Origin of the sequence: Paramaledivibacter caminithermalis DSM 15212 (genome assembly GCF_900142245.1) — a bacterium.
Taxonomy (GTDB): domain Bacteria; phylum Bacillota; class Clostridia; order Peptostreptococcales; family Caminicellaceae; genus Paramaledivibacter; species Paramaledivibacter caminithermalis.
Map to the genome: position 1 here is coordinate 1 of NZ_FRAG01000002.1, position 25,242 is coordinate 25,242.

At 29.4% G+C, this 25,242-nt stretch carries 19 protein-coding genes, 1 rRNA gene and 1 riboswitch; of the genes, 18 read left to right on the forward strand and 2 right to left on the reverse strand.

Features of this window, described 5'->3' with window-relative positions; translation table 11 throughout:
* Positions 1–234: 234 nt before the first annotated feature.
* From rrf to hisC, 6 genes are all read left to right on the forward strand, one after another.
* Positions 235–351: ribosomal RNA gene (gene rrf, locus BUB36_RS01000) — 5S ribosomal RNA — on the forward strand.
* Positions 352–574: 223 nt separating this feature from the next.
* Positions 575–1,588: a nucleoid-associated protein gene (locus tag BUB36_RS01005; protein WP_073146527.1), complete on the forward strand. Its 1,014-nt coding sequence runs from the start codon at positions 575–577 to the stop codon at positions 1,586–1,588.
* Positions 1,589–1,700: 112 nt separating this feature from the next.
* On the forward strand, positions 1,701–4,106 hold the full coding sequence (locus tag BUB36_RS01010; RefSeq protein ID WP_073146528.1) for an ATP-dependent DNA helicase: 2,406 nt from the start codon (positions 1,701–1,703) through the stop codon (positions 4,104–4,106).
* A gap of 487 nt (positions 4,107–4,593) precedes the next feature.
* Positions 4,594–5,226 carry a hypothetical protein gene (locus tag BUB36_RS01015; protein ID WP_073146529.1) on the forward strand — a complete coding sequence of 211 codons (633 nt, stop codon included), beginning with the start codon at positions 4,594–4,596 and terminating at the stop codon, positions 5,224–5,226.
* Positions 5,227–5,455: 229 nt separating this feature from the next.
* Entirely contained in the window at positions 5,456–7,168 is a 1,713-nt protein-coding gene (gene recJ, locus BUB36_RS01020) for a single-stranded-DNA-specific exonuclease RecJ (RefSeq protein ID WP_073146530.1), read from the forward strand.
* Between the two features lie 386 nt (positions 7,169–7,554).
* Complete coding sequence (gene hisC, locus BUB36_RS01025; protein ID WP_073146531.1) at positions 7,555–8,664, forward strand: histidinol-phosphate transaminase; 1,110 nt, start codon at positions 7,555–7,557, stop codon at positions 8,662–8,664.
* 511 nt (positions 8,665–9,175) lie between these two features.
* Here hisC and BUB36_RS01030 read toward each other — a convergent pair.
* On the reverse strand, positions 9,176–9,823 hold the full coding sequence (locus tag BUB36_RS01030) for a GntR family transcriptional regulator (protein ID WP_073146532.1): 648 nt from the start codon (positions 9,821–9,823) through the stop codon (positions 9,176–9,178).
* Positions 9,824–10,129: 306 nt separating this feature from the next.
* Here BUB36_RS01030 and BUB36_RS01035 point away from each other — a divergent pair, with 306 nt between their 5' ends.
* The 5 genes from BUB36_RS01035 (at position 10,130) to BUB36_RS01055 (ending at position 17,635) form a co-directional block, all read left to right on the forward strand.
* Positions 10,130–10,900, forward strand: a complete 771-nt coding sequence (locus BUB36_RS01035; protein WP_073146533.1) for a dimethylarginine dimethylaminohydrolase family protein — start codon at positions 10,130–10,132, stop codon at positions 10,898–10,900.
* 318 nt (positions 10,901–11,218) lie between these two features.
* Positions 11,219–12,676 (forward strand): alanine/glycine:cation symporter family protein, encoded by a 1,458-nt coding sequence (locus tag BUB36_RS01040; RefSeq protein ID WP_073146534.1) that lies wholly within the window; start codon positions 11,219–11,221, stop codon positions 12,674–12,676.
* Between the two features lie 496 nt (positions 12,677–13,172).
* Positions 13,173–13,541, forward strand: coding sequence for an ArsR/SmtB family transcription factor (locus BUB36_RS01045; RefSeq protein ID WP_073146535.1), 369 nt, complete (start codon positions 13,173–13,175; stop codon positions 13,539–13,541).
* A gap of 23 nt (positions 13,542–13,564) precedes the next feature.
* Positions 13,565–15,730 carry a heavy metal translocating P-type ATPase gene (locus BUB36_RS01050; RefSeq protein ID WP_073146536.1) on the forward strand — a complete coding sequence of 722 codons (2,166 nt, stop codon included), beginning with the start codon at positions 13,565–13,567 and terminating at the stop codon, positions 15,728–15,730.
* Positions 15,731–16,270: 540 nt separating this feature from the next.
* Positions 16,271–17,635: an MATE family efflux transporter gene (locus BUB36_RS01055; RefSeq protein ID WP_073146537.1), complete on the forward strand. Its 1,365-nt coding sequence runs from the start codon at positions 16,271–16,273 to the stop codon at positions 17,633–17,635.
* A gap of 28 nt (positions 17,636–17,663) precedes the next feature.
* Here BUB36_RS01055 and BUB36_RS01060 read toward each other — a convergent pair whose 3' ends face one another.
* Complete coding sequence (locus BUB36_RS01060) at positions 17,664–17,978, reverse strand: hypothetical protein (protein ID WP_073146538.1); 315 nt, start codon at positions 17,976–17,978, stop codon at positions 17,664–17,666.
* Positions 17,979–18,199: 221 nt separating this feature from the next.
* On the opposite strand from BUB36_RS01060, the gene BUB36_RS01065 reads away from it, so the two are divergent.
* From BUB36_RS01065 to BUB36_RS01095, 7 genes are all read left to right on the forward strand, one after another.
* Positions 18,200–18,883, forward strand: coding sequence for a response regulator transcription factor (locus BUB36_RS01065; protein ID WP_084111571.1), 684 nt, complete (start codon positions 18,200–18,202; stop codon positions 18,881–18,883).
* Positions 18,884–18,898: 15 nt separating this feature from the next.
* A complete protein-coding gene (locus BUB36_RS01070; protein ID WP_084111573.1) occupies positions 18,899–20,314 on the forward strand; it encodes a sensor histidine kinase in 1,416 nt (471 codons plus the stop codon).
* A 94-nt stretch (positions 20,315–20,408) separates the two neighbouring features.
* Positions 20,409–21,626, forward strand: coding sequence for a S1C family serine protease (locus tag BUB36_RS01075; protein WP_073146539.1), 1,218 nt, complete (start codon positions 20,409–20,411; stop codon positions 21,624–21,626).
* Between the two features lie 137 nt (positions 21,627–21,763).
* Entirely contained in the window at positions 21,764–23,824 is a 2,061-nt protein-coding gene (locus BUB36_RS01080; protein ID WP_073146540.1) for a hypothetical protein, read from the forward strand.
* Positions 23,817–24,098: a hypothetical protein gene (locus BUB36_RS01085; protein WP_073146541.1), complete on the forward strand. Its 282-nt coding sequence runs from the start codon at positions 23,817–23,819 to the stop codon at positions 24,096–24,098. Before BUB36_RS01080 ends, BUB36_RS01085 begins: the two co-directional genes overlap by 8 nt.
* A gap of 17 nt (positions 24,099–24,115) precedes the next feature.
* Complete coding sequence (locus BUB36_RS01090; RefSeq protein ID WP_073146542.1) at positions 24,116–24,637, forward strand: RNA polymerase sigma factor; 522 nt, start codon at positions 24,116–24,118, stop codon at positions 24,635–24,637.
* On the forward strand, positions 24,634–24,942 hold the full coding sequence (locus tag BUB36_RS01095; protein ID WP_073146543.1) for a zf-HC2 domain-containing protein: 309 nt from the start codon (positions 24,634–24,636) through the stop codon (positions 24,940–24,942). The genes BUB36_RS01090 and BUB36_RS01095 overlap by 4 nt, the downstream gene beginning before the upstream one ends.
* 182 nt (positions 24,943–25,124) lie before the next feature.
* Positions 25,125–25,214: riboswitch (glycine riboswitch) on the forward strand.
* Positions 25,215–25,242 lie beyond the last annotated feature (28 nt).

Here is a 25,242-nt window from a genome sequence, read left to right on the forward strand (position 1 = left end):
TTAGCTGATAGGTACTAATAGGTCGAGGGCTTGACCAGATTTTCCATTGTTCAGTTTTGAGGGAACAAAAAGACGAGATATGTTAGAATGTTGAAGGTTAAAATGTTTTAGGATCAATCTTTAAAGAAAAAGCTTTATAGAAAGACCTCATTACAACATACAACATTAGAACATATAACAGACCCTCAAAGGTTTACTAAAAAGACTTAAAATTGCACCGAAGGTGCAAATATATCTGGTGACTATGGCGAAGGGGATACACCTGTTCCCATATCGAACACAGAAGTTAAGCCCTTCAGCGCCGATGGTACTTGGTGGGTAACCGCCTGGGAGAGTAGGTCGTTGCCAGTTTTATAAAAAAGTCAAGAGAAATAATTTCTTTTGACTTTTTTTATTTTTTTGTATATACGAAAATCATCTGCTATTGGGATACTTCTAAAGATCTTCTAGCGGTTAGAAGAAAAAGAAAGCCTCCTTTGTTAAATAGGAGAGATATTGTATTTACTAATAAATTAAGGTTGAAAAAGACCATTTATTTTAGTAAGATTTTAATAGCTGTCAAGGAGGGAAATTTATGGATGATAATATAATAATAAAAAAATCAATTATTCATGTACTAGATGCATCAGTTGGGATTCCAGTTTTATCAGATTTAGAATATGATTTAGAGCCTGAAATTAAAGACTATTTAAAAAAACACATCGTCAAGTTTTTTAAAGATATAGATTTAAAAAGAGTTTATTTTAACAATGAAAATAATAGAATAAAAACAAACTGTTTAAGATTAAAGAATCAAGAAAATGACTTTATCCAGATAAGTAAAAACATTGCTTCAATAATCCATGGATTTATTAATGAAAATCCAGATATTCCTTCAGCAGATTTAATATGCATTTTATTTAAGGTAGATGATGTCGATTATCTTGGAATTTTTAAGTTTAATTATAAAGAGTCTTATATTCATTTTATAGCAGAAAGTCAAAAAGGCAGAGATATTAAGATTATTAAACAAAGAACTGCATTACCTTTGTCAACACAGAAGATTGATGAAGGTATAATTATAAATATGGATGATTTTTCAATATTGTTAAAGGAAAAGAAATATGATATAGATGGTGAAAAACAATTTTACTTATCAAGTAGAATACTACAGTCTACAGAAGTATTATCAGATAAAGAAAAAATTGATATAATAAATAAAGCATCAAAGCAGGTTGTAAAGAAGTATTGTAATGATGATTTAACTAAGATTGCTGAAATAAGAAATGCAATGGCACAGAATGTTGAAGATTCTAATATTATTAATATTGAAGAGGTTGGAGATAAAGTATTTGGTCATAATATAGAAATGAAAAGAATTTATACTGAGGAAATAGAAAAATATGGATTAAAAGATAAGATTATAAATGTAAGTGAAAATCTAGAAAAAAGAGTTGTGAAAAAACAACGATTGGTAACTGATGATGGAATCGAGATTAAAGTTCCTGCTTCATTTCTATCTAGACAGGATAAGATTGAATTAATATCTAATATAGATGGTACAATTTCAATAATATTAAAGAATATAAGGGAAATAGAAGATAAATGATGGAAGTCTTATTAATATAATATAAATAGCAGGTTTTATAAAAAATTCTATATTATTCCAATTTTCAAATATAGATTTTTAAAATGATATATATGGTTAAGAGGCAGATAATATGTGTAATAAACGAGAAATAAAAATATCAGTTAGAAATTTAGTTGAGTTTATTTTGCGTTCTGGAGATTTAGATATAAGTTTTCGAAGCATGTCTAGGGCTGTAGAAGGAACAAGAGCTCATCAGAAAGTACAAAAATCTAAAGATGAAAATTATCAATCTGAAGTTACCTTAAAGCATAGCTTTGAATATAAAGGTTTTATATTTATGATTGAAGGTAGAGCAGATGGAATTATAAAAGAAAGAGTAGAAGACAGTATACAAATTGATGAAGCTGAAGTAGAAAAGCAATCTATTAGCAATATTTGTATAGATGAAATAAAATCTACTAATAAACCTCTTGAAAGAATAGATGAAAATCATAATCAGGTTCACTGGGCACAAGTAAAATGCTATGCATATATTTATTGTTTACAAAATAAATTAGATACTATTGATGTTCAATTAACTTATTTTCATCTAGAAACTGAAGTTACTAAATGTATCAGAAAAAAATTGAGTCTTATGGACTTGGAAGAATTTTTTTATAACATTTTAGATAAATACATAGTATGGGCTAATTTTACTTTTCAATGGACCATTATACGAAATAATTCAGTACAGGAATTAGTGTTTCCCTTTGATAAATATAGAATTGGACAAAGAGAGCTTGCTATTTCTGTCTATAGAACTATTAGAGATGGTCAGAAAATATTCGTTCAAGCACCTACAGGAATAGGAAAAACAATCTCAACACTTTTTCCTACTGTGAAGGCATTTAGTGAAGGTCACACGTCAAAGGTATTTTATCTTACAGCAAAAACCATAGCTAGGCAAGTTGCTGAAGAAGCCTTTAAGAAAATGAGACAAAAAGGCTTAAGATTTAAAACCTTAACATTAACAGCTAAGGATAAAATATGCTTTAAAGAAGAATCAAGATGTGCCCCAGAGTATTGTGAGTATGCCAATGGCCATTTTGATAGAGTTAATGACGCATTATTAGATATACTTAACAATGAAGATGAATTATCTAGAGCTATAATCGAAGTATATTCAAAAAAGTATAATATTTGTCCATTTGAGTTTTCGCTGGATTTAGCCATATGGGCGGATTGTGTTATATGTGATTTTAATTATGTATTTGATCCTAGGGTTTATCTTAGAAGATTTTTTGATTTTAATGGTAATGATTATACATTTTTAATAGACGAAGCACATAATCTTGTAGATAGGTCTAGAGAAATGTTTTCAGCAACTCTTTTCAAAAAATCATTTTTAGATTTAAAAAGAGTTTTTAAGGATAAGGAGCCTAAAATAGCTAAAGCTCTAAACAAAGTCAATACATATATGCTCAAAATGAAGAAGCTTTGTGGAAAGGAAAACTTTTATATACAAAAGAAAATGCCTAATGATATTATACAGATATTAAACAGTTTAATGTCTGAAAGTGAAGAATTTTTAGCTAAAAAACAAGGAACAGAAGGGCATAAGGAATTATTAGAATTATTTTTTGAAGCCTTAAGCTTTACAAGGATATTAGAGCTTTATGATGATAGATATGTAACTTATGTAGAAAAGGATAATAGAGATATAAAGCTAAAGATATTCTGTTTAGATCCTTCATATCTATTAAGTGAAGCAGTTAAAAGAGGAAAGGCATCTGTATTTTTTTCAGCTACATTATCGCCTATAGAATATTTTAAGGATATTTTAGGTGGAAATAAAAATGATAAGATAATGATATTGCCCTCACCCTTTGATAAGAAAAATTTATTACTTATGATAGCTAGTAATGTATCAACAAGATACAAGGATAGAGAAAATAGTTATAACATAATTGCAGACTATATTGAAGCAACAGTATCAAATAAAAAAGGAAATTATATGGTTTTTTTTCCTTCATATAGATATATGAAGGCTGTATATGAAAGATTCACAGAAAAACATCCTAGGTACAATACTATTATACAAACAAATACTATGACAGAAGAAGAAAGAGAAGAGTATCTCAATAAATTCCGTCATAATCCAAGGGAAACTTTAATAAGTTTTGCCGTAATGGGAGGAATATTTTCAGAAGGGGTTGATTTAAAAGGTGACAGACTATCGGGAGCAATAATAATAGGAGTTGGTTTGCCACAAATATGCTTAGAAAGAAATATTATAAAAGACTATTTTAACGAAAGAAATAATAAAGGATTTAATTATGCTTATATGTATCCTGGCATGAATAAGGTCTTACAGTCTGCTGGTCGAGTTATTAGAACAGAAAAGGATAGGGGAATAGTCTTATTGATTGATGATCGTTTTTCTTATAATTATTATAAGAGGATTTTTCCAAAGGAATGGAGACATAATATTCAAGTTTTTTCTCCAGAACATACAAAAATTATGACGACTTCATTTTGGTATAATAGCAATAGTTAGTGTTTTAATTTTGATATTTTTGGTATATATAGATATTCCAGTAAAACAGTTAATTTATACACATCAGAAATCCTCAAAAACTCTGGATATTTTAATATGTATAAATTAAGTTTCACTATGGAAAATCTATATTTTTAGAAAATTCTAAAATATAGGAATGATAGCATATAAGAAATAAACAAGATTTAAATGATAAAGATAAACAATTTTAAAGAACAATAAATTTTAGATAAAATTAAACCTTAAGGTTATCTATATCTATAATAAAATCAGACTTTCTACACAGTCTAATACCCCTTGTCATACTATAGTAGTGAAAACAGAATTAATAATTTTATGTATAGATATTCCAGTAAAACAATTAATTCATACATATCAAAAATCCCCAATAACGTTGGATATTTTGATATGTATAAATTAAGTTTTACTATTGAAAATCTATATAGTAAAAAAAGTAATAAGAAGGGGGAAATAAAAATAAATTATTATGTATAGAAGAAGATCTTTAAAGTTAGTAAAAGATGGTTATATTGATGAGAAAAAAATAATTGATATAGATAAAAATAATGAAATAAGTGCTAATTACTTAGTAAAACAAGATAATGAAGTAGATGATAATATGTCTACAAACCAAATAAGTTCTACTCAAGAAAATTCAGCAATTAATCCCGATGAGCAAGTAAATTCATTAGAAGAATTAATAGAAAAACTTTACAAAGGAGAAGATGAAGAAACTTTAGAGCAGATGAAAAGACTTATACAGATATTCAAACAGATACAAGGGCCTTTGAGATTTATACAGCAAATACAAGGACCGCTACGATTTATTCAGCAGATACAAGGACCTTTACAGCTTGTAAGACAATTGCAAGGGCCATTACAGATGCAGCAACAAATGATGAAAATGCAGCAACCTCTAAACGCTATTGGTAGAAGCCAAATCAACCATTATGCTCAAAGACGAATGCAAGAACAGTTTAAGAAACAGTTGGAAGGAGTATTATATCAGCAAATGTATAGTATGCTGCAAAGACAAATTGGTCAACAAATAAAACAGCAATTAAGTAAGGAGATACAAAATCAATTACCAAATATTCTTAAAAATTTTTTGAATAAATAATTGTAATAAATCCAGGGGTAATTCCTTGGATTTACTACATGTAATTTATAACAAGAAACTTAAGGACTTAATGTCCAATTTTTTTGTATAAAATAAAGGATATGATAAAATATTTGTATGAGTATATAACTATAATAATACCTATTATTGTAGGTTATTTTTAAAAGAGGAATTTAATCGAAATGGAAAAGAATTTATGCTTCTAAGTTTTATTGATTGGAGGATTTTCATGGAGAAGGTTTGGAGAATAATTACTGAGAAGAAGTCTGAAGAATTATCTATAGTTGAAAATATACTTTATTCTAGAGGGATTACAGATAAAGAGGAAATAAATGAATTTTTAAGTCATAAGCCCCAAAAAACCTATAGTCCTTTTAGTATAAAAAATATGATAGAGGCTGTGGGTAGAATTATTTATCATATAAAAAAGGGCAATAAGATTGTAATATCTGGAGACTATGATGTTGATGGTGTTACAGCTACAGCATTATTATTAGATTTTTTTGGAGATATAACTAATAATATTGATTACTACATACCTAATCGATTTACAGAAGGCTATGGATTAAATTTAGAGGCCATTAAGTATATGAAAGAAGAAATGAAGGCAGATCTAATTATTACAGTTGATAATGGAATTAGTTCTGTAAAGGAAGTAGATTATGCCAAGGAATTAGGGTTGGAGATTATAGTTACTGACCATCATAATCCACCTGAAAAATTACCAGACTGTTTAATTATAGATGTAAAGCAAGAAGGAGATGAGTATCCCTTTAAGGAACTATGTGGCTGTGGCGTTGCATTTAAGCTTGCACAGGCAATTCAAAAGACATTGGGATTACCAAAAACTATATTATCAAAGCTTCTTGATTTGGTAACCCTAGGTACTATTTGTGATATTGTACCATTAATAGATGAAAATAGGACATTAATAAAATACGGATTGAAAAGCATTAATGCAAATAAACGTTTAGGCATAGCTATTTTAAGGCAAATCCTTGGGCTGAAGGATAAAGAGATAACTGCAGGAAGAATAGGTTTTGGATTGGGTCCATGCTTTAATGCGGCTGGAAGGCTTGAAGATGCAAAGCATGGTGTCCAACTTCTTCTTGAAAAAGATATACATAAAGCTACGAAATTAGCAAAATATTTATATGACTTAAATAGAGAAAGACGATCGGTGCAAGAAGCTGGAGAGAAGCTTTGCAAAAGGATTGTTGAAGAAAAATATATGGATGATGACTTTTTAGTTCTTCGAGCAGATGAGATTTCTGAAGGTGTTATTGGTATTGTTGCTGGGAAAATAAAGGATACTTTTTATAAGCCAACATTGGTTGTTACGAAAAGCGAGGATGGACAATTAAAAGGAAGTGGAAGAAGTATATCAGGAATAAATATTTATGAAGAAATGAAAACCTGTTCTGATCTTTTTTTAGGTTTTGGTGGTCATGAAATGGCTTGTGGCTTCTCTATAGAAGAAGATAAATTAGATGAATTAAGATCAAGATTAGACTTTAGAGCAAAAAGAATCAGGATAGAAAAACCTGATATATTTGTTCCTAAATTAAATATTATGGCTGAGATTTCTCCCAATGAACTTACTATTGATCTAGTTGAAGAGATATCTAAATTGGAACCATATGGAATGAGTAATCCTAAGCCATTATTTATGGTGAAAAACATAAAAGTAGATACTACTAAGACAAGGGGCTGCGGTACTGACGGCAAGCATTTAAAATTTGTTGGAAATAGGGATAATGTTAATTTAGATGGAATAGGATTTTCATTAACCCAGAAGTATATAAAGATAGGAAAACCAGACACTGTAGATATAGCCTTTTTCGTTGATATAAATGAATGGAATGGAAATGTAAAGGCACAGATGATCATAGAAGATTTTAAAAAGACAGAAAGCATAGATGATAGAGTAATAAATAGTTAGTTGATTGAGCAAATTGCATAATTATCTTACTCAAAAACTTACTACTACATATATTTTTAAAATCCCAAGCTTGATACAATATATATTATGCAATTCTGCCAAGAAATAATTATGCAATCTTACAAATTACAAAAAAAACACAAACATTACAAAAAAATTAAAAATATCAAGAAAATTTATTAATTATCTGTTATAATTGGATATAGATATATAGTTGAGGAAATTGCATAATACATTTATAAAATTTTTCAATACAAAATGTAGTATAGAGAGTAAAGAAAGTTTTTACATATTGTATTTAAAAATTATTAGTGTTAATTATGCAAGTTTCTCAGTTAAAACGAAAATATTTTTAAAACTAATAACTTCTAAAGGGAGGAAAATATATGAATGATAATAATTTATTCAGAAAAGAAGTACTTACTTTAAAGCGTTATGTTCCAGGTAAACCTATTGAAGAAGTGAAAAAGGAATTGGGCTTAGAGGATATAGTAAAGCTGGCATCAAATGAAAATCCTTTAGGACCTTCAAAGAAAGCAGTTGAGGCTATAAAGCTAGAAGCGGAAAAAATTAATATTTATCCAGATCCAGGTGTAGGGACTTTAAGAGAAAAATTAGCGCAAAAGTATGATTTGAGTCCAGAACAAATTGTAGTAGGAAACGGTGGAGAAGAAATAATTAAGTTGATAGCTCAGACCTTTATTAATGCTGGTGATGAAGCAATAATGGCTTCTCCATCCTTTGGATTATATGCAACCAGTGTTTCTCATATGGGAGGCATACCAATACAGATTCCACTTAAGAATTACAAGCATGATTTTGAATCATTTATAGAAAAGATAAACGAAAAAACTAAATTAATCTTTGTTTGCAATCCAAATAACCCAACAGGAAATATTATGACTGAAGAGGAAATGGATTACTTATTTAATAATATTCCAGACAACGTTGTGGTAGTTCTTGATGAAGCATATTATGAATATGCTATAAAAAATCCTAGATATCCAGATAGCTTAAAAATACTTAAAGAAAGACCAAATACCATTATACTCAGAACATTTTCTAAAGTGGCAGGTCTTGCTGGAGTTAGAACAGGATACTGTTTAACATCTGAAGAAATAGTAAATGAAATGACTAAGGTTAAAGGAGTGTTCAATGCAAATAGATTGGCACAGATAGCTGCTATTGCAGCCCTTGACGATGAAGAACATATTGAAAAAACTGTAGAATTAAATTATCAATCTATGAAAGTAATGGAGAAATATTTTGAAGACAATAATTTAGAATATATAAAATCAAATTCAAACTTTGTTTTTGTTGATGTAAATATGGACTCTAGAGTAGTATTTCAAAAGCTGTTAGAGCAGGGAGTCATAATAAGACCAGGATATCTTTGGAATTGGGATAATTGGTTAAGGGTTAGTACAGGAACTATAAAGCAGACAGAAAAATTTATTGAAAAGCTAGATTTAATATTAAATAGTACTGATTCTTAATTTTTAAAATGAATCTGCGTTTAATAATATATTTCATAATATATTGAATTGTTTTAAAAAGATTGGAGAATATAAGAATATTATCTCCAGTAGTTTATAAATTAGACTTTGAAAATTTATTTAATAATTCAAGAAGATCAAAGATACAAGTTAAAACCAGATAGTATAAAGAACTATCTGGTTTTAACTTGTTATATAGAAACCACAAAAGATTTTTTTTATTTGTAAGGTTATGATACTTAAGCAAATTGCATAATTACCATCTTAAAAAATCAACTACTACATATAGTTTTAAAATCTTAAAAAGTCATACTATATTATTACACAATTCCTCACCTTAACGTTTATGGCGAAAATTTAATTGGTTTCATGTAAAATCATTTTTGCCATTTATATATTAAGAAACTAAAGCTTTTTTATAAGAAATTGCATGTTTGAATTTAAGTAACATAGAAAAAATTCAAACTATTAACAGTAAATATTTGTATAAACTAATCAGATATCCTTTATGCTATATAGAATCAAACTTAGCGTTTTGAGTATTCCAATGAACATCTCTAATATAACTTCTAAGTTTTTCTTTATCCTTTAATTCAAATAGTTTAATTATTTCCTTATGTTCTGAATTAGTAACTTTTAAGATTTCATAAAGATTATCACTTTCTTTATTAATATAAGTTTGTCTGATAAAGCTTCTTTTTAATTGATTAATGAGACGAATAAGTTCTTCGTTATTGCAAATATTGACGAAGGTATTATGGAAAACTGTTTGAATCTTATAATAGTCATCATAAAGTTCTATGTCAATAGCCTTATCCATGCTGATTAATAATTCTTTCATATAACTTATTTCTTTAGAAGTAATATAATCTACAGCATTATAAGCAGCTAAACCTTCCAAAACACCGATTATCATATAAAACTCTATAGCTTTATTTTCATCTATAGGTCTAACACGAAAACCCTTTCGTGGAATATTTTCAAGATATCCTTCTGTTGCCAACTGAATAAGGGCTTCTCTTACTGGAGTTCGACTAATATTAAGTTCTTCACATATTAATTGTTCATTAATTTTTTCATTTGGTGTAAGGCTGCCTTCGTTAATTTTTTGCGATATGTAATTATAAACATGATCTTTTAAGCTCATATATTGATTCATTTTAATCCTCCTCAAGATTATTATACTATACTATGAAGATTTTCTTAATAGAGAAACTTGCATAATTAACACTAATAATTTCGAATTATAATATATAAATAGCTTTTTTGAGTTTTTCTACCACATTTTATATTCTAAATCTCTTTAAATATATTATGAAGTTTACTCAAAAATTTATGAAATCTAATAGAATATATAGAAATTTCAAAAAAATATATACAATTTTGAAATACTATGTTACAATATATTATATATTAAATATAATATATTGTATACAATATTAAAACATTAAAGGAGGACTTAAGAATGTTTAAAAATGTTATCGTAAGAAGACCAAGTCGTTCAATGGTAAATGGGATTACGTCAGCACCTGAGTTAGGCAAACCAGATTATGAATTAGCTTTAAAGCAACATGATGATTACATTAATGCTTTAAAATTATGTGGTGTTGAAGTAACTGTTTTGGAAGCCGACGAAAGGTACCCAGATTCATGCTTTGTTGAAGATGTTGCAGTATTAACAAAAACTTGTGCTATAGTTACTAATCCTGGTGCTCAGACGAGAAAAGGTGAAGAAAAAGAAATAATAGAAACTCTGAAAAAATTCTATTCAGAAGATAAAATAGAATACATAAAAGACCCTAGTACTATTGAAGGCGGAGATGTGATGATGGTAGGTGATCATTTTTATGTTGGTTTATCAGCAAGAACCAATGAGGAAGGTGCAAGACAATTTATATCAGCCTTAGAAAAGCACGGTTATACAGGTAGTGTTGTTCCTCTAGAAAAGGTACTTCATTTAAAAACAGGACTTGCATATTTAGAGAATAATAACTTATTAGTAGCAGGAGAGTTTGTTCATAGTCCAGTCTTTGAGAAATTCAATAAAATCATAATCGACGAAAATGAAAGTTATTCAGCAAACTGTATCTGGGTAAATGGGAAAGTAATTGTCCCAGAGGGCTACGAAAAAACTAAAAAAGCCATAGAAGATGCGGGTTATGAAGTTATATTAGTTGATACTTCTGAATACAGAAAGCTTGATGGAGGTCTAAGCTGCTTATCTCTTAGATTTTGAGATATACACGTATGATTACAAAGATTCATATATAATAGAATAATTATTAAATCATAATTTGATTTCTTTTAAAACTTATTAGAAAGACCCTAACACTTGCAGCATGGAACTTGGAACTCAAAACGCGCCCTACGGGCGCCTTTGTTATAAGCTGTTAACAGTTAGCTGTAAATCAAATAAATTGGTATATATGATTGGAAGTATAGAATTTTATAAATACACATTAATAATGGAAAAGCATATAAAAACTGACCCACAGAGTAGACATAAGTAATATCCTTTTTAAAATATTAAAAGATAAAAGGAGTGTTAAATCTTATGGCATTGATAGAAAAGATAGTATGGGACATATTGTGGGGATTACCATTAATCATTTTAATATTAGCTGTAGGAATATTTTTCACCTTTATAACAAGATTTTTCCAATTTAGATATTTTGGTTATTCCATGAAGCAAGCTTATAAAAAGTTCTTTAAAAACAATAATAACAAAAAAGATGAAGGCTCTATATCCCCGTTTGAAGCATTAAGTATAGCAATTGGGGCAACAGTAGGAGTTGGAAATATTGGAGGAGTTGCATCTGCAATAGCATTAGGTGGACCAGGAGCTATATTTTGGCTATGGGTGGCAGGAGTATTAGGTCAAATAATTAAGATGGCTGAGGTTTCTTTAGCAGTGCACTATCGTTCAAAGGATAAAGAAGGAAATACATACGGCGGACCAACATATTATATGAAAAAGGGACTTGGTGAAGAAAAGAATCTGAAGATATTATCTAAAACTTTAGCTTTTATATTTATATTTGGTTTTGGTGTAGGATTTTTTATCACAATGCAGAATTATACTGTATCAGAAGCAGTATCAAGTACTTTTAACTTAAACATGATAACTGTGAGTATAGTATATACCGTTTTATTATATTTAATGATTAGTGGAGGGCTTCCATCTCTAGGTAAAATTGCTTCAAAAATTGTACCATTCATGTGTGCGTTTTATATTCTTGGCGGGATTTTCATTATACTTAAAAATGTTTCTCAGCTTCCAGGAACTTTAGGACTAATATTTAGCAGTGCTTTTAACGGTACAGCAGCTTTAGGTGGATTTGCTGGAGCAGCTTTTGCACAGGTTATAAAAGTAGGTATGTCAAGGGCAGTATTTAGTAATGAAGCAGGCTGGGGATCTTCACCTATGATTCATGCCTCTGCCAAAACTGACCATCCAATTCGACAAGGTCTTCTTGGAATATTTGAGGTATTTATAGATACGATAGTTATATGCAGTATAACTTCACTAGTAATTGTCATTACAGGGGAATGGTCATCAGGAGTATCAGGAGCAGCTCTTACTCTTAGTGCATTTGAACATGGACTTGGCTCTTTAGGTAGAATTATATTAACTTTAGGAATTTTACTTTTCGGAGTAACTACTTCATCAGGTCTTTATGCACAAATTGAAGTATTATTAAGATATATACTTGGAGATAATAGTAAAAGTAAAGACAAGATTCTTACAATCTATAAATGGGCATATCCTATTCCAGGCTTGGCACTTGTAATCATTGCAGTAATAAATGAATTACCAGGAGTTAGTGTATGGCTCTTTGCAGATATGTCTACTGCTCTACCTATTTTTGCAAATATCCTAGCACTTCTTATTCTCAGTCCTAAGTTTTTAAGCTTGTTAAAGGATTACAAGGCAAGATATATGGGTATTGGGAAATTAGATCCAAGCTTCAAAGTATTTTATGAAGAAGAAAAAGAAGTATCAGTTAAATAAATTAACCGATCATGTTAGTTTCTATCACGAGAGTTTTAATATTTTTTACCTTCATATAATAAACTTGTTTTTTTATAAGATATTGAAAAGTGGAAAGTAGGTTTATTAAAATCACTTAAATGAAATATTAAAACTCTCTGAGGTGCTTTATACATAAAGAGTTAAATTAATACAATTTAAAGTCAATGATTAGTTAAAGATAAACTATTTCAAAGTTTAATATATTTTAAAGAAAAAAAGTAGAAGTATTAATTATTTCCTTTGAAATATATTTTAAACTTGACGTTTTTTTATCTATAAAAGACTTTCAAGAGATTTGATTCTCTTAAAAGTCTTTTTATTTATTGCTAAAATTTAATTCGTTCCATTTAAAATTATTTTTGCGATTTATATATTAAAAAAAAGTGTTTGACTTTTATTAGAATCAAGTATATATTATTATATATGAACATATGAACAATAATTCATATAATATATAACTATAAGAGGTGATTTAATGGTTAATAATAATTCAACTAAAGATAACTGTAGTTGTAATGTTATACATCAAGACATTGTTGATAAAGTGACAAAAAATATGCCTGAAGAAGAAAAACTGTATGATTTAGCAGATTTATTTAAGGTGTTTGGAGATACCACTAGGATAAAAATTATATGTGCTTTGTTTGAAGAAGAAATGTGTGTATGCGATATTGCAACGGCACTTGGTATGTCACAGTCTGCGATTTCCCATCAGTTAAGGGTTCTTAAGGCCGCTAGACTTGTGAAATATAGAAGAGAAGGCAAGGTAGTTTATTACACCCTTGATGATGAACATGTTAAGAATATTTTTGATCAAGGATTTAGCCATATAAGTCATATGTAGCCTTTCAAAGGGGGATATTAACTATGAAAAATAAAACAAAACTTGAACTATTGTTAGAGGGACTTGATTGTGCAAATTGTGCAACAAAAATAGAATCAAAGGTTAATGAATTACCAGATGTTAAAGTAGCTTCATTAAACTTTGTTACTAAAACCTTAGCTATGGAAATATCAAGTGTTAGTAAAGCTCATGCCGTTATAGAAGATGCAAAGGATATCGTTAGAAAATATGAACCTCATGTAAATGTAATTGAAAAAAATGAAAGGGGTATAAATAGACATATCCATAAACATGAACATTGTGATGGACATTGCCATGAGTACACCTCTGGACATAGTTACGGAGAAGAATACAATAAGAAAGAACTGATAAGGTTAGGTATAGGAGCAGCATTATTTTTTACAGGTTTGTTTTTTAAGTTCTCTGATACGATTGAATTGGCTCTTTTCTTTATCAGTTATATTTTAGTTGGTGGAGAAGTACTTATTAGGGCTGGAAGAAATATATTAAGAGGTCAAATCTTTGACGAAAACTTTTTAATGGCGATAGCAACCGTTGGTGCTTTTGTAATTGGAGAGTTTCCTGAAGGTGCAGGAGTTATGATATTTTACCAGACAGGAGAGTTAATGCAAGGCTTAGCAGTGAATCGTTCAAGAAAATCAATTGCAGATTTAATGGATATAAGACCAGACTATGCAAATCTTAAAATTGGAAATGAGCTAAAGAAAGTATCTCCAGAAGAAATAAATATTGAAGACATAATAGTAGTGAAACCTGGTGAGAAGGTTCCTCTTGATGGAATAGTTATAGAAGGAGCATCTACTTTAGATACATCAGCACTTACAGGAGAGTCTATTCCAAGAGATGTCATGGTAGGAAGCGAAATCTTAGGAGGTTTTATCAATAAAAATGGTCTTTTAACTATTAAGGTTACTAAAGATTATAGTGAATCTACCGTATCTAAAATATTAGATTTAGTTCAAAATTCCAGCAGTAAAAAAGCACCAACTGAAAAATTTATAACAAAATTTGCAAGATATTATACACCTATTGTAGTGTTTAGTGCTGTAGCTCTAGCTGTTATTCCGCCACTAGCTATTAGAGGTGCTACATTTTCAGATTGGCTATACAGAGCCCTTATATTTTTAGTAGTATCTTGTCCTTGTGCTTTAGTAATATCTATTCCACTTGGATTTTTTGGAGGTATAGGAGGTGCATCAAAACATGGAATTCTTGTAAAGGGAGGCAATTATTTAGAGGCACTTAACAATGTAGATACAGTGGTTTTTGACAAAACAGGGACACTAACAAAGGGTGTATTTAAAGTAACTGAAATAAAAGCTAAAAACGATATGTCAAAGGAAGAACTTTTGGAGTTTGCAGCCTTAGCTGAAAGCTATTCTAACCATCCTATAGCAATATCTATATTAAAAGAATATGGAAAAGAAATTAATAAGGATGATATTGAGTCATATGATGAAATATCAGGTTATGGAATAAGGGCAATAGTAAAAGGAGAAGAGGTATTAGTAGGGAACGATAAATTAATGAAAAAAGAAAACATTAAATTCGATGACATTGATATAGCTGGAACGGTAATTCATATAGTATTAGATAAAGAATATGCAGGATATATTGTTATTTCCGATGAAATTAAACCAGATTCAAAAGAGGCTATAGAAAAGCTTAAAGAGATAGGGGTTAATAAAATTGCAATGCTTACAGGGGATAACAAAAATGTCGCTTCAAAAGTGGCTGAAAACCTTGGGTTAGACAATGTATATACAGAGCTTTTACCCCATCATAAGGTAGAAAAGATAGAGCTTTTAGAAAAGGAAAAGAAATCTAAAGGAAAGCTTATTTTTGTTGGAGATGGTATAAACGACGCACCAGTTCTTGCAAGGGCAGATATAGGCGTAGCTATGGGGGCATTAGGATCAGACGCAGCAATTGAAGCCGCAGATGTTGTCCTTATGACTGATGAGCCTTCTAAATTAGTTAGTGCAATAAAAATAGCGAAGAAAACGAAAAAAATAGTATGGCAAAACATTGTATTTGCACTTGGAGTAAAAATAATTGTGATGATTTTGGGAGCCATGGGCATTGCAAACATGTGGGCAGCAGTATTTGCTGATGTTGGAGTAGCATTAATAGCGGTACTTAATTCTATGAGAGCATTGAAAGCGTAACTTATTCATATAATATGAAAGACCGTAAGAAGTCTTGTAGTTTTATACATATCTTCTTATGGTCTTTAGCCTATTTTGTATAGGAGCTTAAGTTAACACTGTAGATAACTTTATGGATTTCATCTTTACTTAATTCCATAAAGACCACATAAACACTAGTTATTTCTACTATGGAAAATATAAAGTCGTTTCTATTCACTTCTTATCATCACCTACCAATTATCAATACAGTATTTTATCAAATTTAAATATGATTCTGATGCAAAAAACTTTTTTGAGGATTTTTTTGAAATTCTTTATCTGTATACTTGTAAAAAATCACAATTAAGCATTAAAAATCCCTACAATTATGCAAGTTCAAATGATTGATTTGCATAAAAAAATCAATTTTTGACTTTTTTCACTGGAATCAAATATAAATTTTTTCTTACATAATAATATTTATATCCAATTTGCAAACTAATTGTGGTATAATTTTTAAACCAAAGGATTTTGTTATAAATTTTACCATGAAAAAATAAAGTAAAGAAAGTGATGTAGATGAGTAGATTAAAAAGATTTATAAAAGCTCATAGGATTTTATTAACTTCCATTATTACCATTGCTCTTCCAGCTATTGGAGAAATGAGTTTAAATACTTTACTTGGGTTAGCTGACACCTTGATGATTAGTCGTTTTATAGGACCGAAGGCTTTATCTGCTGTAGGCTATGCAAATCAAATAGTTTTCACATTGATTTTTATTTTTTCTTCATTCAATACAGGAGCTACAGCAATGATATCGAGAGCTTATGGTGAAGAAGATTATCCTAAGCTTAATAACATTGCAGGACAAGCAGTTTGTATCAATGTATTAATAGGTATAATAATTACAATACTAGCATTTTTATTTGCACATGAAATATTTAGCATATACGATATTTCAAGGGAGGTATATGGTCTAGCATTAAATTATTTTTATATTATTGTACTTGGAATGATATTCATGTTTTTATCATTTTCCTGTGCAGCGATTTTGAGGGGAGCTGGAAATACTGTGGCTCCTATGATAATTACGGGTATTGCAAATGTAATTAATATTATTGGAAACTATATGTTGATTACTGGATTTGGGCCCTTTCCAGAAATGGGTATTGCTGGTGCTGCATGGTCTACTACTATTTCAAGAGTAATAGCCCTTATTATGTATGTAAATATCCTATTTATGAAAAAAGGACGTGTCCGTATTAAGATGAAGGATATGAAGGTTACAAAAAACATACTGAAACCTTTATGGAATTTAAGTTATCCAGGAGCAATTGAACAAGCACTAATGCAAATTTCCTTTGTTATAGTAGGTATTATTGTATCAAAGTTAGATACAAACTCTGAAGCAGCTTTTCGTATTTTAATCAATATTGAATCTATTTCATTCATGCCAGCAGTTGGATTATCTATTGCTGCTGCGACATTGGTTGGAAAAGCTTTAGGTGAAAAGAACATTAAAAAGGCATCGAATACAGGATATACAGCTGCTACTTTAGGGCTGTTATGGGGTATTCTCATTGGATTGGTATTTTTTATTCTTCCTGAAGCCTTAGTAGGTATATTTACACCTGAAAAGAAAATTATTATGATTTCATTGACAGCCATGTACTTTATAGGGATTAATCAACCATTACTAAACTTTATGATTGTTATGTCGGGTGCACTTCGTGGAGCAGGAGATACATTTAGCGTTATGATAATAACCCTACTTAGATTATGGATTGTGTTTGTTCCCTTAACATATTTGTTTATTATAGTATTAGATAAAGGAATAGAAGGAGTATGGTATGGAGAAATAATATCATTTCTTATCTTTTGTATAGTTATTTTTATAAGATTTAAGAGTAAAAAATGGACAGAAATTAAAATAGATACCTAAATAATAAAAGCGTCATCAGACGCTTTTATTATACAGGTATAAAAGTTTTTAAATCATACATATGATATTCAATAGGTAAAGAATCCGTTACGATTTTACCTTGGAGCATATTATTTTTTTCAATCATTGATTTTAAACTTTGAAAATTTATATCAGATAGTAATATATCTGCTGCTTTATCATTTGAAGTATTAGTGATTAAGCCACATTTTCCAGTTTTCTGACATTCTAGCTTAATAGTTCCTTTGTAGTCTAATAAAACATTTCCAAGAATATTTTTTGTTTGACTAATAATTTTACCTTCAAATAAGCTTCCATTTTCTAATAATAAATAACCCTTCATTTTTTTGCCTCCTCTTATTTTTGTTTCGCTGAACAAAATTAATAAAAAAGAGTACAATTTATACATTTTCATGTATAAATATACATAACCCTTTTATAAATTATATCACATTTTAGAATTTTTTCAAGAACTTTTATAAATTTCATAGAAATCAAGAAAAAAAGATTATAATATAAGAATAATAAGAAAGTTTTCTATGATTTATAAAGGAGGAATTTATTTTGAATAAAGACATAAAGATTATGATTGTTGATGATGATGAAAATATTGCAGAATTAATATCTTTATATCTTAATAAAGAAGGATATAAAACAAAGAAATATTATAGTGGAGTAGAGGCTTTAAAGGATTTTAGCTTATTTACACCAGATTTAATAATTTTAGATATTATGCTTCCCGAGGTAGATGGATATGAAGTATGTACAGAGATTAGAAAAAAAAGCAATGCTCCCATAATAATGCTTACGGCGAAGGGTGAAACCTTTGATAAGGTCTTAGGATTAGAGCTTGGAGCAGATGATTATATTGTAAAACCCTTTGAACCAAAGGAATTGTTAGCTAGAGTAAAAGCGGTATTAAGAAGATATAAATCAAAAAATATAGACAATAAACAATTGGTAATACCGAATCTTACTATAGATTTATCTGATTTCTCAATCATATATCATGGAAAAAAATTAGAAATACCCCCAAAGGAGTTAGAGCTATTATACTTTCTAGCCTCTAATCCAAATCAGGTTTTTACTAGAGAACAAATACTTGATAATATTTGGGGGTATGATTTCGTAGGAGAAACAAGAACTGTGGATGTTCATATAAAGAGACTTAGGGAGAAATTAAACAAAAAAGATCCATGGCAAATAAAAACGGTTTGGAGTGTAGGATATAAGTTTATACTAGACTGATGAGGTGATACTAAGTTGAAATCACTATTTGGTAAGATGTTTATAATCTATATAGCTGTTATTTTAATAAGCTTTATAGCATTGATATTTATATTATCAACCACCTTTGAAGAATACTTTATGAGTCAAAAAGAAAAAACATTGATTGAGCAGTGTCAAAAAATTCAAGAACAGTACTCCTTGGTTTACGAAAGAGGTCCAAGGTATATAGAAAGTTTAAAGAGTGAAATGGAGGCTTTAGATAAATATTTAAATGCTCAAATATGGTGGGTAAATAGAAAAGGAGAAATATATGTTGATCCTCAACTTAATGATATTATATGGATGGGTGCAAAACTTCCCTATGAAGATATAGAAGAAGTATTTAAAGGATATATAATAAAAAGGAAGGGACAATTTAGAAATTATTTTAAAGAACCTGTACTTACCATTGGATATCCAATAATAATTAATGGGAAGGTTGTAATGGCACTGTTTATGCATTCTTCAATTCCTGAAATAAAAAGAACTGTATCAGATGTATATAGAATAACTATAACAGGGCTTATTTTTTCCATATTAATAGCATGTATAGCTGTATTTTTTTTATCTAAAGACTTAAAAAAGGATATTAAAAATTTAAATGATGCAGTAAAATTTGTTTCAAAGGGGAATTTTGAGAGGAGATTAACCATTACCAGAAAGGATGAATTAGGTCAACTGGCACAGAATTTCAATTATATGGCTGTAGAGCTCAATAAGCTAGAAGAATTGCGTAGAACATTTATATCCAATTTATCTCATGATATTCGTTCTCCACTTACTTCCATCAAGGGATTTCTTCAAGCAATTTTAGATGGAACTATTCCAAGAGAAAAACAGGATAAATATTTAAATATTGTCCTTAAGGAAACTGAAAGATTAACTAAAATGACAAATGATATTTTAGACTTATCTAAGATGGAAGGTGGGCAATTGGAGTTATCTAAAACAGAGTTTAGTATCAATAATTTACTAGTCAATGAAATAGAAAAACATGAAACTAGATTAATAGAAAAAAATATTAATGTAGAATTTCATTTAACTGAAGGAAATGATTTAGTGTATGCAGATATAGAGCAGATTACAAGGGTTGTATATAATCTTATTGATAATGCTATAAAATTTGTTGAGTATGGCGGTAAAATTAGTTTAGGGACTAAAATTAAAAAAAATAAAATTTTTATTTCGATAAAAAATACAGGAGAAGTAATCGACGATGAAAATCTAAGATATATATGGCATAGATTCCATAAACTAGATAAATCTAGAGGAGAAGATAAAGGAGGCTCAGGGTTAGGCTTATCTATTGTAAAGGCTATTATTAAAAACCATGGAGAGGATATAGAGGCAAAGAGTAATAAAGAAGAAGGAACTGTATTTACTTTTACGTTAACAAATATAAATTCATAATTCTATTGATTTGTTCACAAAATATTCATATTTTCTTAAATTTTATATTTTATTATATAACTATAATAATTTTAGAAATTAAGGAGGTATAGATATGTTTGATAATAAAAATGAATTTCTGAGGGATTGTAAAGAGATAGTAGAGGTAAAAAGTAGACCAGTAAAAAGAAGAAAATCTTTTAAAAACATATTGATATTTGGGATTATATTTTCAATTATTGGAGGTTTTTCAATAGGAGTAGGCTATAAATTTAGCGAAAGCTATTTATCAGGATATGCTCAAAATAATGGAATAGTAAAAGAAGAAAATCAAACTGAAATTATTGATTCATCTTTGGCACAAAAGGTAAAATATAATCAAACTAGTTCGCCTATAGCCGATATAGCTGAGGAGGTAGGACCTTCAATAGTTGCTATTACAAGTAAGGTTAAGGTGAGAGATTGGTTTGATAATCAATATGTTCAGGAAGGTCAAGGCTCTGGAGTAATATTCGATGTAAATAATGGTGATGTCATGATAGTTACAAATGAACATGTTGTGGATGGGGCAGCAGAGGTATTGGTAACATTATATAATAACAAAAAGGCACCAGCTAATATTGTTGGAATTGATTCAGAAACTGATCTAGCAGTATTAAGAATAGACAAAAAAGATATACCGAAAGATATAGCAAATAAAATTGTAGCTGCAAAATTAGGCGATTCAGATATATTAAGGGTTGGTGAAACGGCAATAGCTATTGGAAATCCTATGGGATATAATAATACAGTAACGGTAGGGGTGATCAGTGCCCTAAATAGAGAAATTAGGCTTCCAGATAAGAAATTAGAGCTTGTTCAAACTGATGCAGCTATAAATCCAGGTAATAGTGGAGGCGCACTTGTAAATATAAATGGTGAAGTTATAGGCATAAATACAATAAAAATTACTGACACAAAGGTTGAAGGAATAGGATTTGCTATACCGATTAATTCAGCAAAGCCTATAATTAATGAATTGGTAGAGAATGGTTCTGTATCGAGACCTTATCTTGGAATATATGGCAAGGATATTGATAAAAATATTTCAGAGCTTTATGAATTGCCTATGGGAGTTTTTGTTGCTGATGTAATAGAAAAAAGTGCTGCTGATATTGCAGGTATTAAAAAAGGCGATGTAATAATCGAGTTTGAAGGCGAAAAAATATTCTCCATGGAGCAGCTATCCCAGTTAATAAAAAGCAAAGAAGTAGGGGATAAGGTTATAATAAAAATTATTAGAAATGGAAATCAGAAAAAAGAATTAAAAGCAGTTCTACAGGAAAAAAGCTAAAAGGATTCTATAGATATCAAAAAGCCCAGCAAGTAATTTGCTGGGCTTTAAGCATTTTTTTCTTTATTGATGTAACTTTTTAATAACAATAGCGTCTATAGTAATGAGGCCTCAATAAAGAAAAGGAGTAGAAATTTATGAACATAATACAAAAAATTATATGGCATGTTACTAAGCACAGAATTTTAAGTCAGACAACAATTTTTTTAATGGGTACTTCTATACTATTAATGGCCATTGTCAGTCTATATTATATATTTATTAAGAAAAAGGATTATGGCAGAAATATGGCATTGGCAGGGGTGGCTATAAGGATTCTCATGCTTATAGCCTTTACAGTAGAATTGTATCATCAAATGTCCATATATCCCCTTAAAGGCGCTGATTTATTATCAAAAGAAGATGCACTTGAGCATCTTAATTACTTGCTTTTATTAGGTTATATGGTGGTAGTGGGGATATATTATATTTTGACCATAGAAAAATCAAAATATAGGGGGTTCTTCTATACCTTTGATATTGGAATGATGATTATACCTATATTTAACATTTTTCCAATATTGATACATGTAATCCTAGAAGGTCAGATACAACAATCTATTGAAATAATAGTATATATTTCAATAGTAGTTCTATCTATTTATTTATTCTTTAGAATGTATTGGAAGAAAAATATATTGAGCTATATTTTATTATTCGCAGCAGCCATATCTCCAATAATTCTGTTTAATATACTTGGCTATAGTGAAGCAGAATATAATCCTATTTTTATAATAGAGATTTTCTTAATGCTGCTAGCTTCCTATGAAGGAACTCGGAGTATGTTATCAGTAATAATAGAAAAAAAGAATTTGAACCTGCAAAGTCATCTATATGTCTTATCCATATTTCCAGTATTATTAATATTTTTAGCAAATCCTTTTTATAATATTTGGGATATTGGAACTGATTTGGGAAAATATGAAGTAAGAGAAACCTTCTACATAGGTACACCCCTTACCAATTTAAAGCGAGCTGAAGAGGTTGCTAGAATTACTACTGGAAATACAACAGATAAAATTAGACCGAAATATTCAATAAATGAAAACTTTCACAATGGCTATGACCTTAAGATAGGAGATTATTGGGTACAGGTAGCTTCAACAGAGGGTACACTTCTTACTGTCAATCGTATAGGCTGTCATAAAATAAAGGATAAGAAGATGCTTTTAAAGAAAGAAGACGCTCAGCAGCTTTCGATTGATTGGCTCAATAATGTAGGACTTGATTTTAACCCAAAGGAAATTGATATTGAAATAAGTGAGGAAGATAGCAGCTTTAAGGTAAACTTCAATAAAAAATTCACCGATGGAAGTCTTTTAAAGGATAATACCAATGACTATATTGCGGATTCAAGCATTTCTTGGTATAAGGATGGTGCTTTGGCTGGCTTTGAAAATGGATATAATTTCTTTGCAGCCAGCAGTAATTCAAAAAAAATACTAGATGGCTTAGATATAGAAAAAATAATTAAAAATTGGTATCTTGATCTTGGAGAAACTTCACAGCCCTATATAATAATACATGAAGGTTTTGGGTTTTTCCCTGGAGATCCCTACCGATTAGAGGTAATTTTGAAAAATAAAGATCATATATTATTGGATAGGAATGGAGAAGTTGTGAGCTTTCAAAGAGAAAGGAATGATGATGAGGATATATTCAATGGGTCCTATGAAGAAGGGCTTATAGTAGCTGAAAAATATTTAAGTGAAATATGTAAAGAATGGTCAAAATATGATTTTGAAATATTTAAAAGAGGAATTGATAAAGGCAGTAAAGGATATTATGAATTTATATATCCTATTGATGAATTAAATAGCTATTATATAAATATAGCTTTAAATTCACATGGGAAATTAATAAGATTTAATAAAGGTAAAAGAGTTATAAATAGAGAAAAATATCTTGTAAAGGATGATTTTCCTATTTCTAGAAGACAAGCATTGAACTTAGTTAGTAAATACTATAAGCCCTTTGAAATATATAATAAAAGAATAATGATGGCACTTACTAGTGATAATGATGAAAATTATAAATATAATTGGATGATTGTAGTATTTCCCTTCGGTAAAGTAGAACATCATGTGTATTTTGTAGATCCATATACAGGAGATATAAAGGAGGTATATGGTTATAAGGACGGTGTCATAGGTGAATAGAAAAAAGTGCTTTGTAATAAAAGACTTGATTAAGTTTTATGGAAAGGATGGCTTAGAAGGGGAGACAAAGAAATGGGTTGATGACCATCTTCTTACATGTAGTGATTGCAAGTCATGGATGGATACTTATAAAGAAGATAATGAGGATTTTGAAAATATATCCTTGACTGATAAAGAGAAGGCTTTAATAAAAAGAGTTAAATTAGTATTTAAGTTAGGTATTGGAGTTATAATATTTCTTGCGGCATGGGTATCGATTTGGCTGTTCGTATAGGTTAGGAGAATAAAATAATGAAAGATAGTATAAATAGCCTTGAAGAAATATATATTGCATATAAGTCACATATATATTCATATCTCTATAATCATACAAATAATCCTCAAGTTTCCGAAGAACTTTGTCAAGAGGTGTTTTTGAAGGCCTTTAAGGGACTTTCAAGCTTTAAAGGAAGATCTAGTATTAAAACCTGGCTCTACAGAATAGCTCATAATGAATATGTATCTTGGTGTAGGAAGGAAGTAAAATATAAATGTGTATCAATAGAAGGTAAAGAGGCATACAAAGCCCTTGTTGAAAATAAAAGCCCATTAGATATAATTGAAAGCTATGAAGAAGCACACAATATAAAAAATGTACTTTCAAATATGAATGATGAATACCGCAGTGTCCTAATTTTATGTGATTTACATAATTTGAGCTATAAAGAGATATCTAACATCCTCCAGTGCAGTTTATCAAAGGTAAAGATAACAATATATCGAGCCAGAATAAAATTTAGACAATTATATGAAAAGGCAGGTGAGAAGTATTGAAATGCTCAGTTGTTTTAGATCTCCTGCCCCTTTATGAAGAAGGTGTATGCTCTGATATAACAAAGGAATTAGTTATTGAACATCTTAAGGAATGTAAAGAATGTAGAAGCATATATAATGATATGAAGATATCGATTAATTATGAGATAATGAAAGAAAGAAATAGACTCGATTCTTATAGTCAAGAAAATAATAGAGAGTTTTGGTATAAGTATTATAAAAGACTATTCAAAAAGGGAATAGCTTTATATGTGGGAATATACTTTGCTTTAGTACTATTGGGTCTAATAATGAGTAGATTATAGTATTAAAGTCATGTATTTCTTATATTTGCACATAAAAAATTATTGATATTCAAAAAAGTATTGATTTTAGTAGTGATTTTATGCTAGAATCAATTTTATAAAATTTAATACTTGGATAATGGTTTTATTGTCATTATCATTACTGGATGAAGATAGCGGAAGTAGAAGCTGCAACCGTTATTGGACAGGCCTCTGGAGAGACTCGTCTGAGCACCGAAGGGGAAAACCAAAACATTGGTGAAACTCTCAGGTAAAAGGACAGGGGATTTAGGAATGTCAAGGATTTATAAGTGTTTTTTG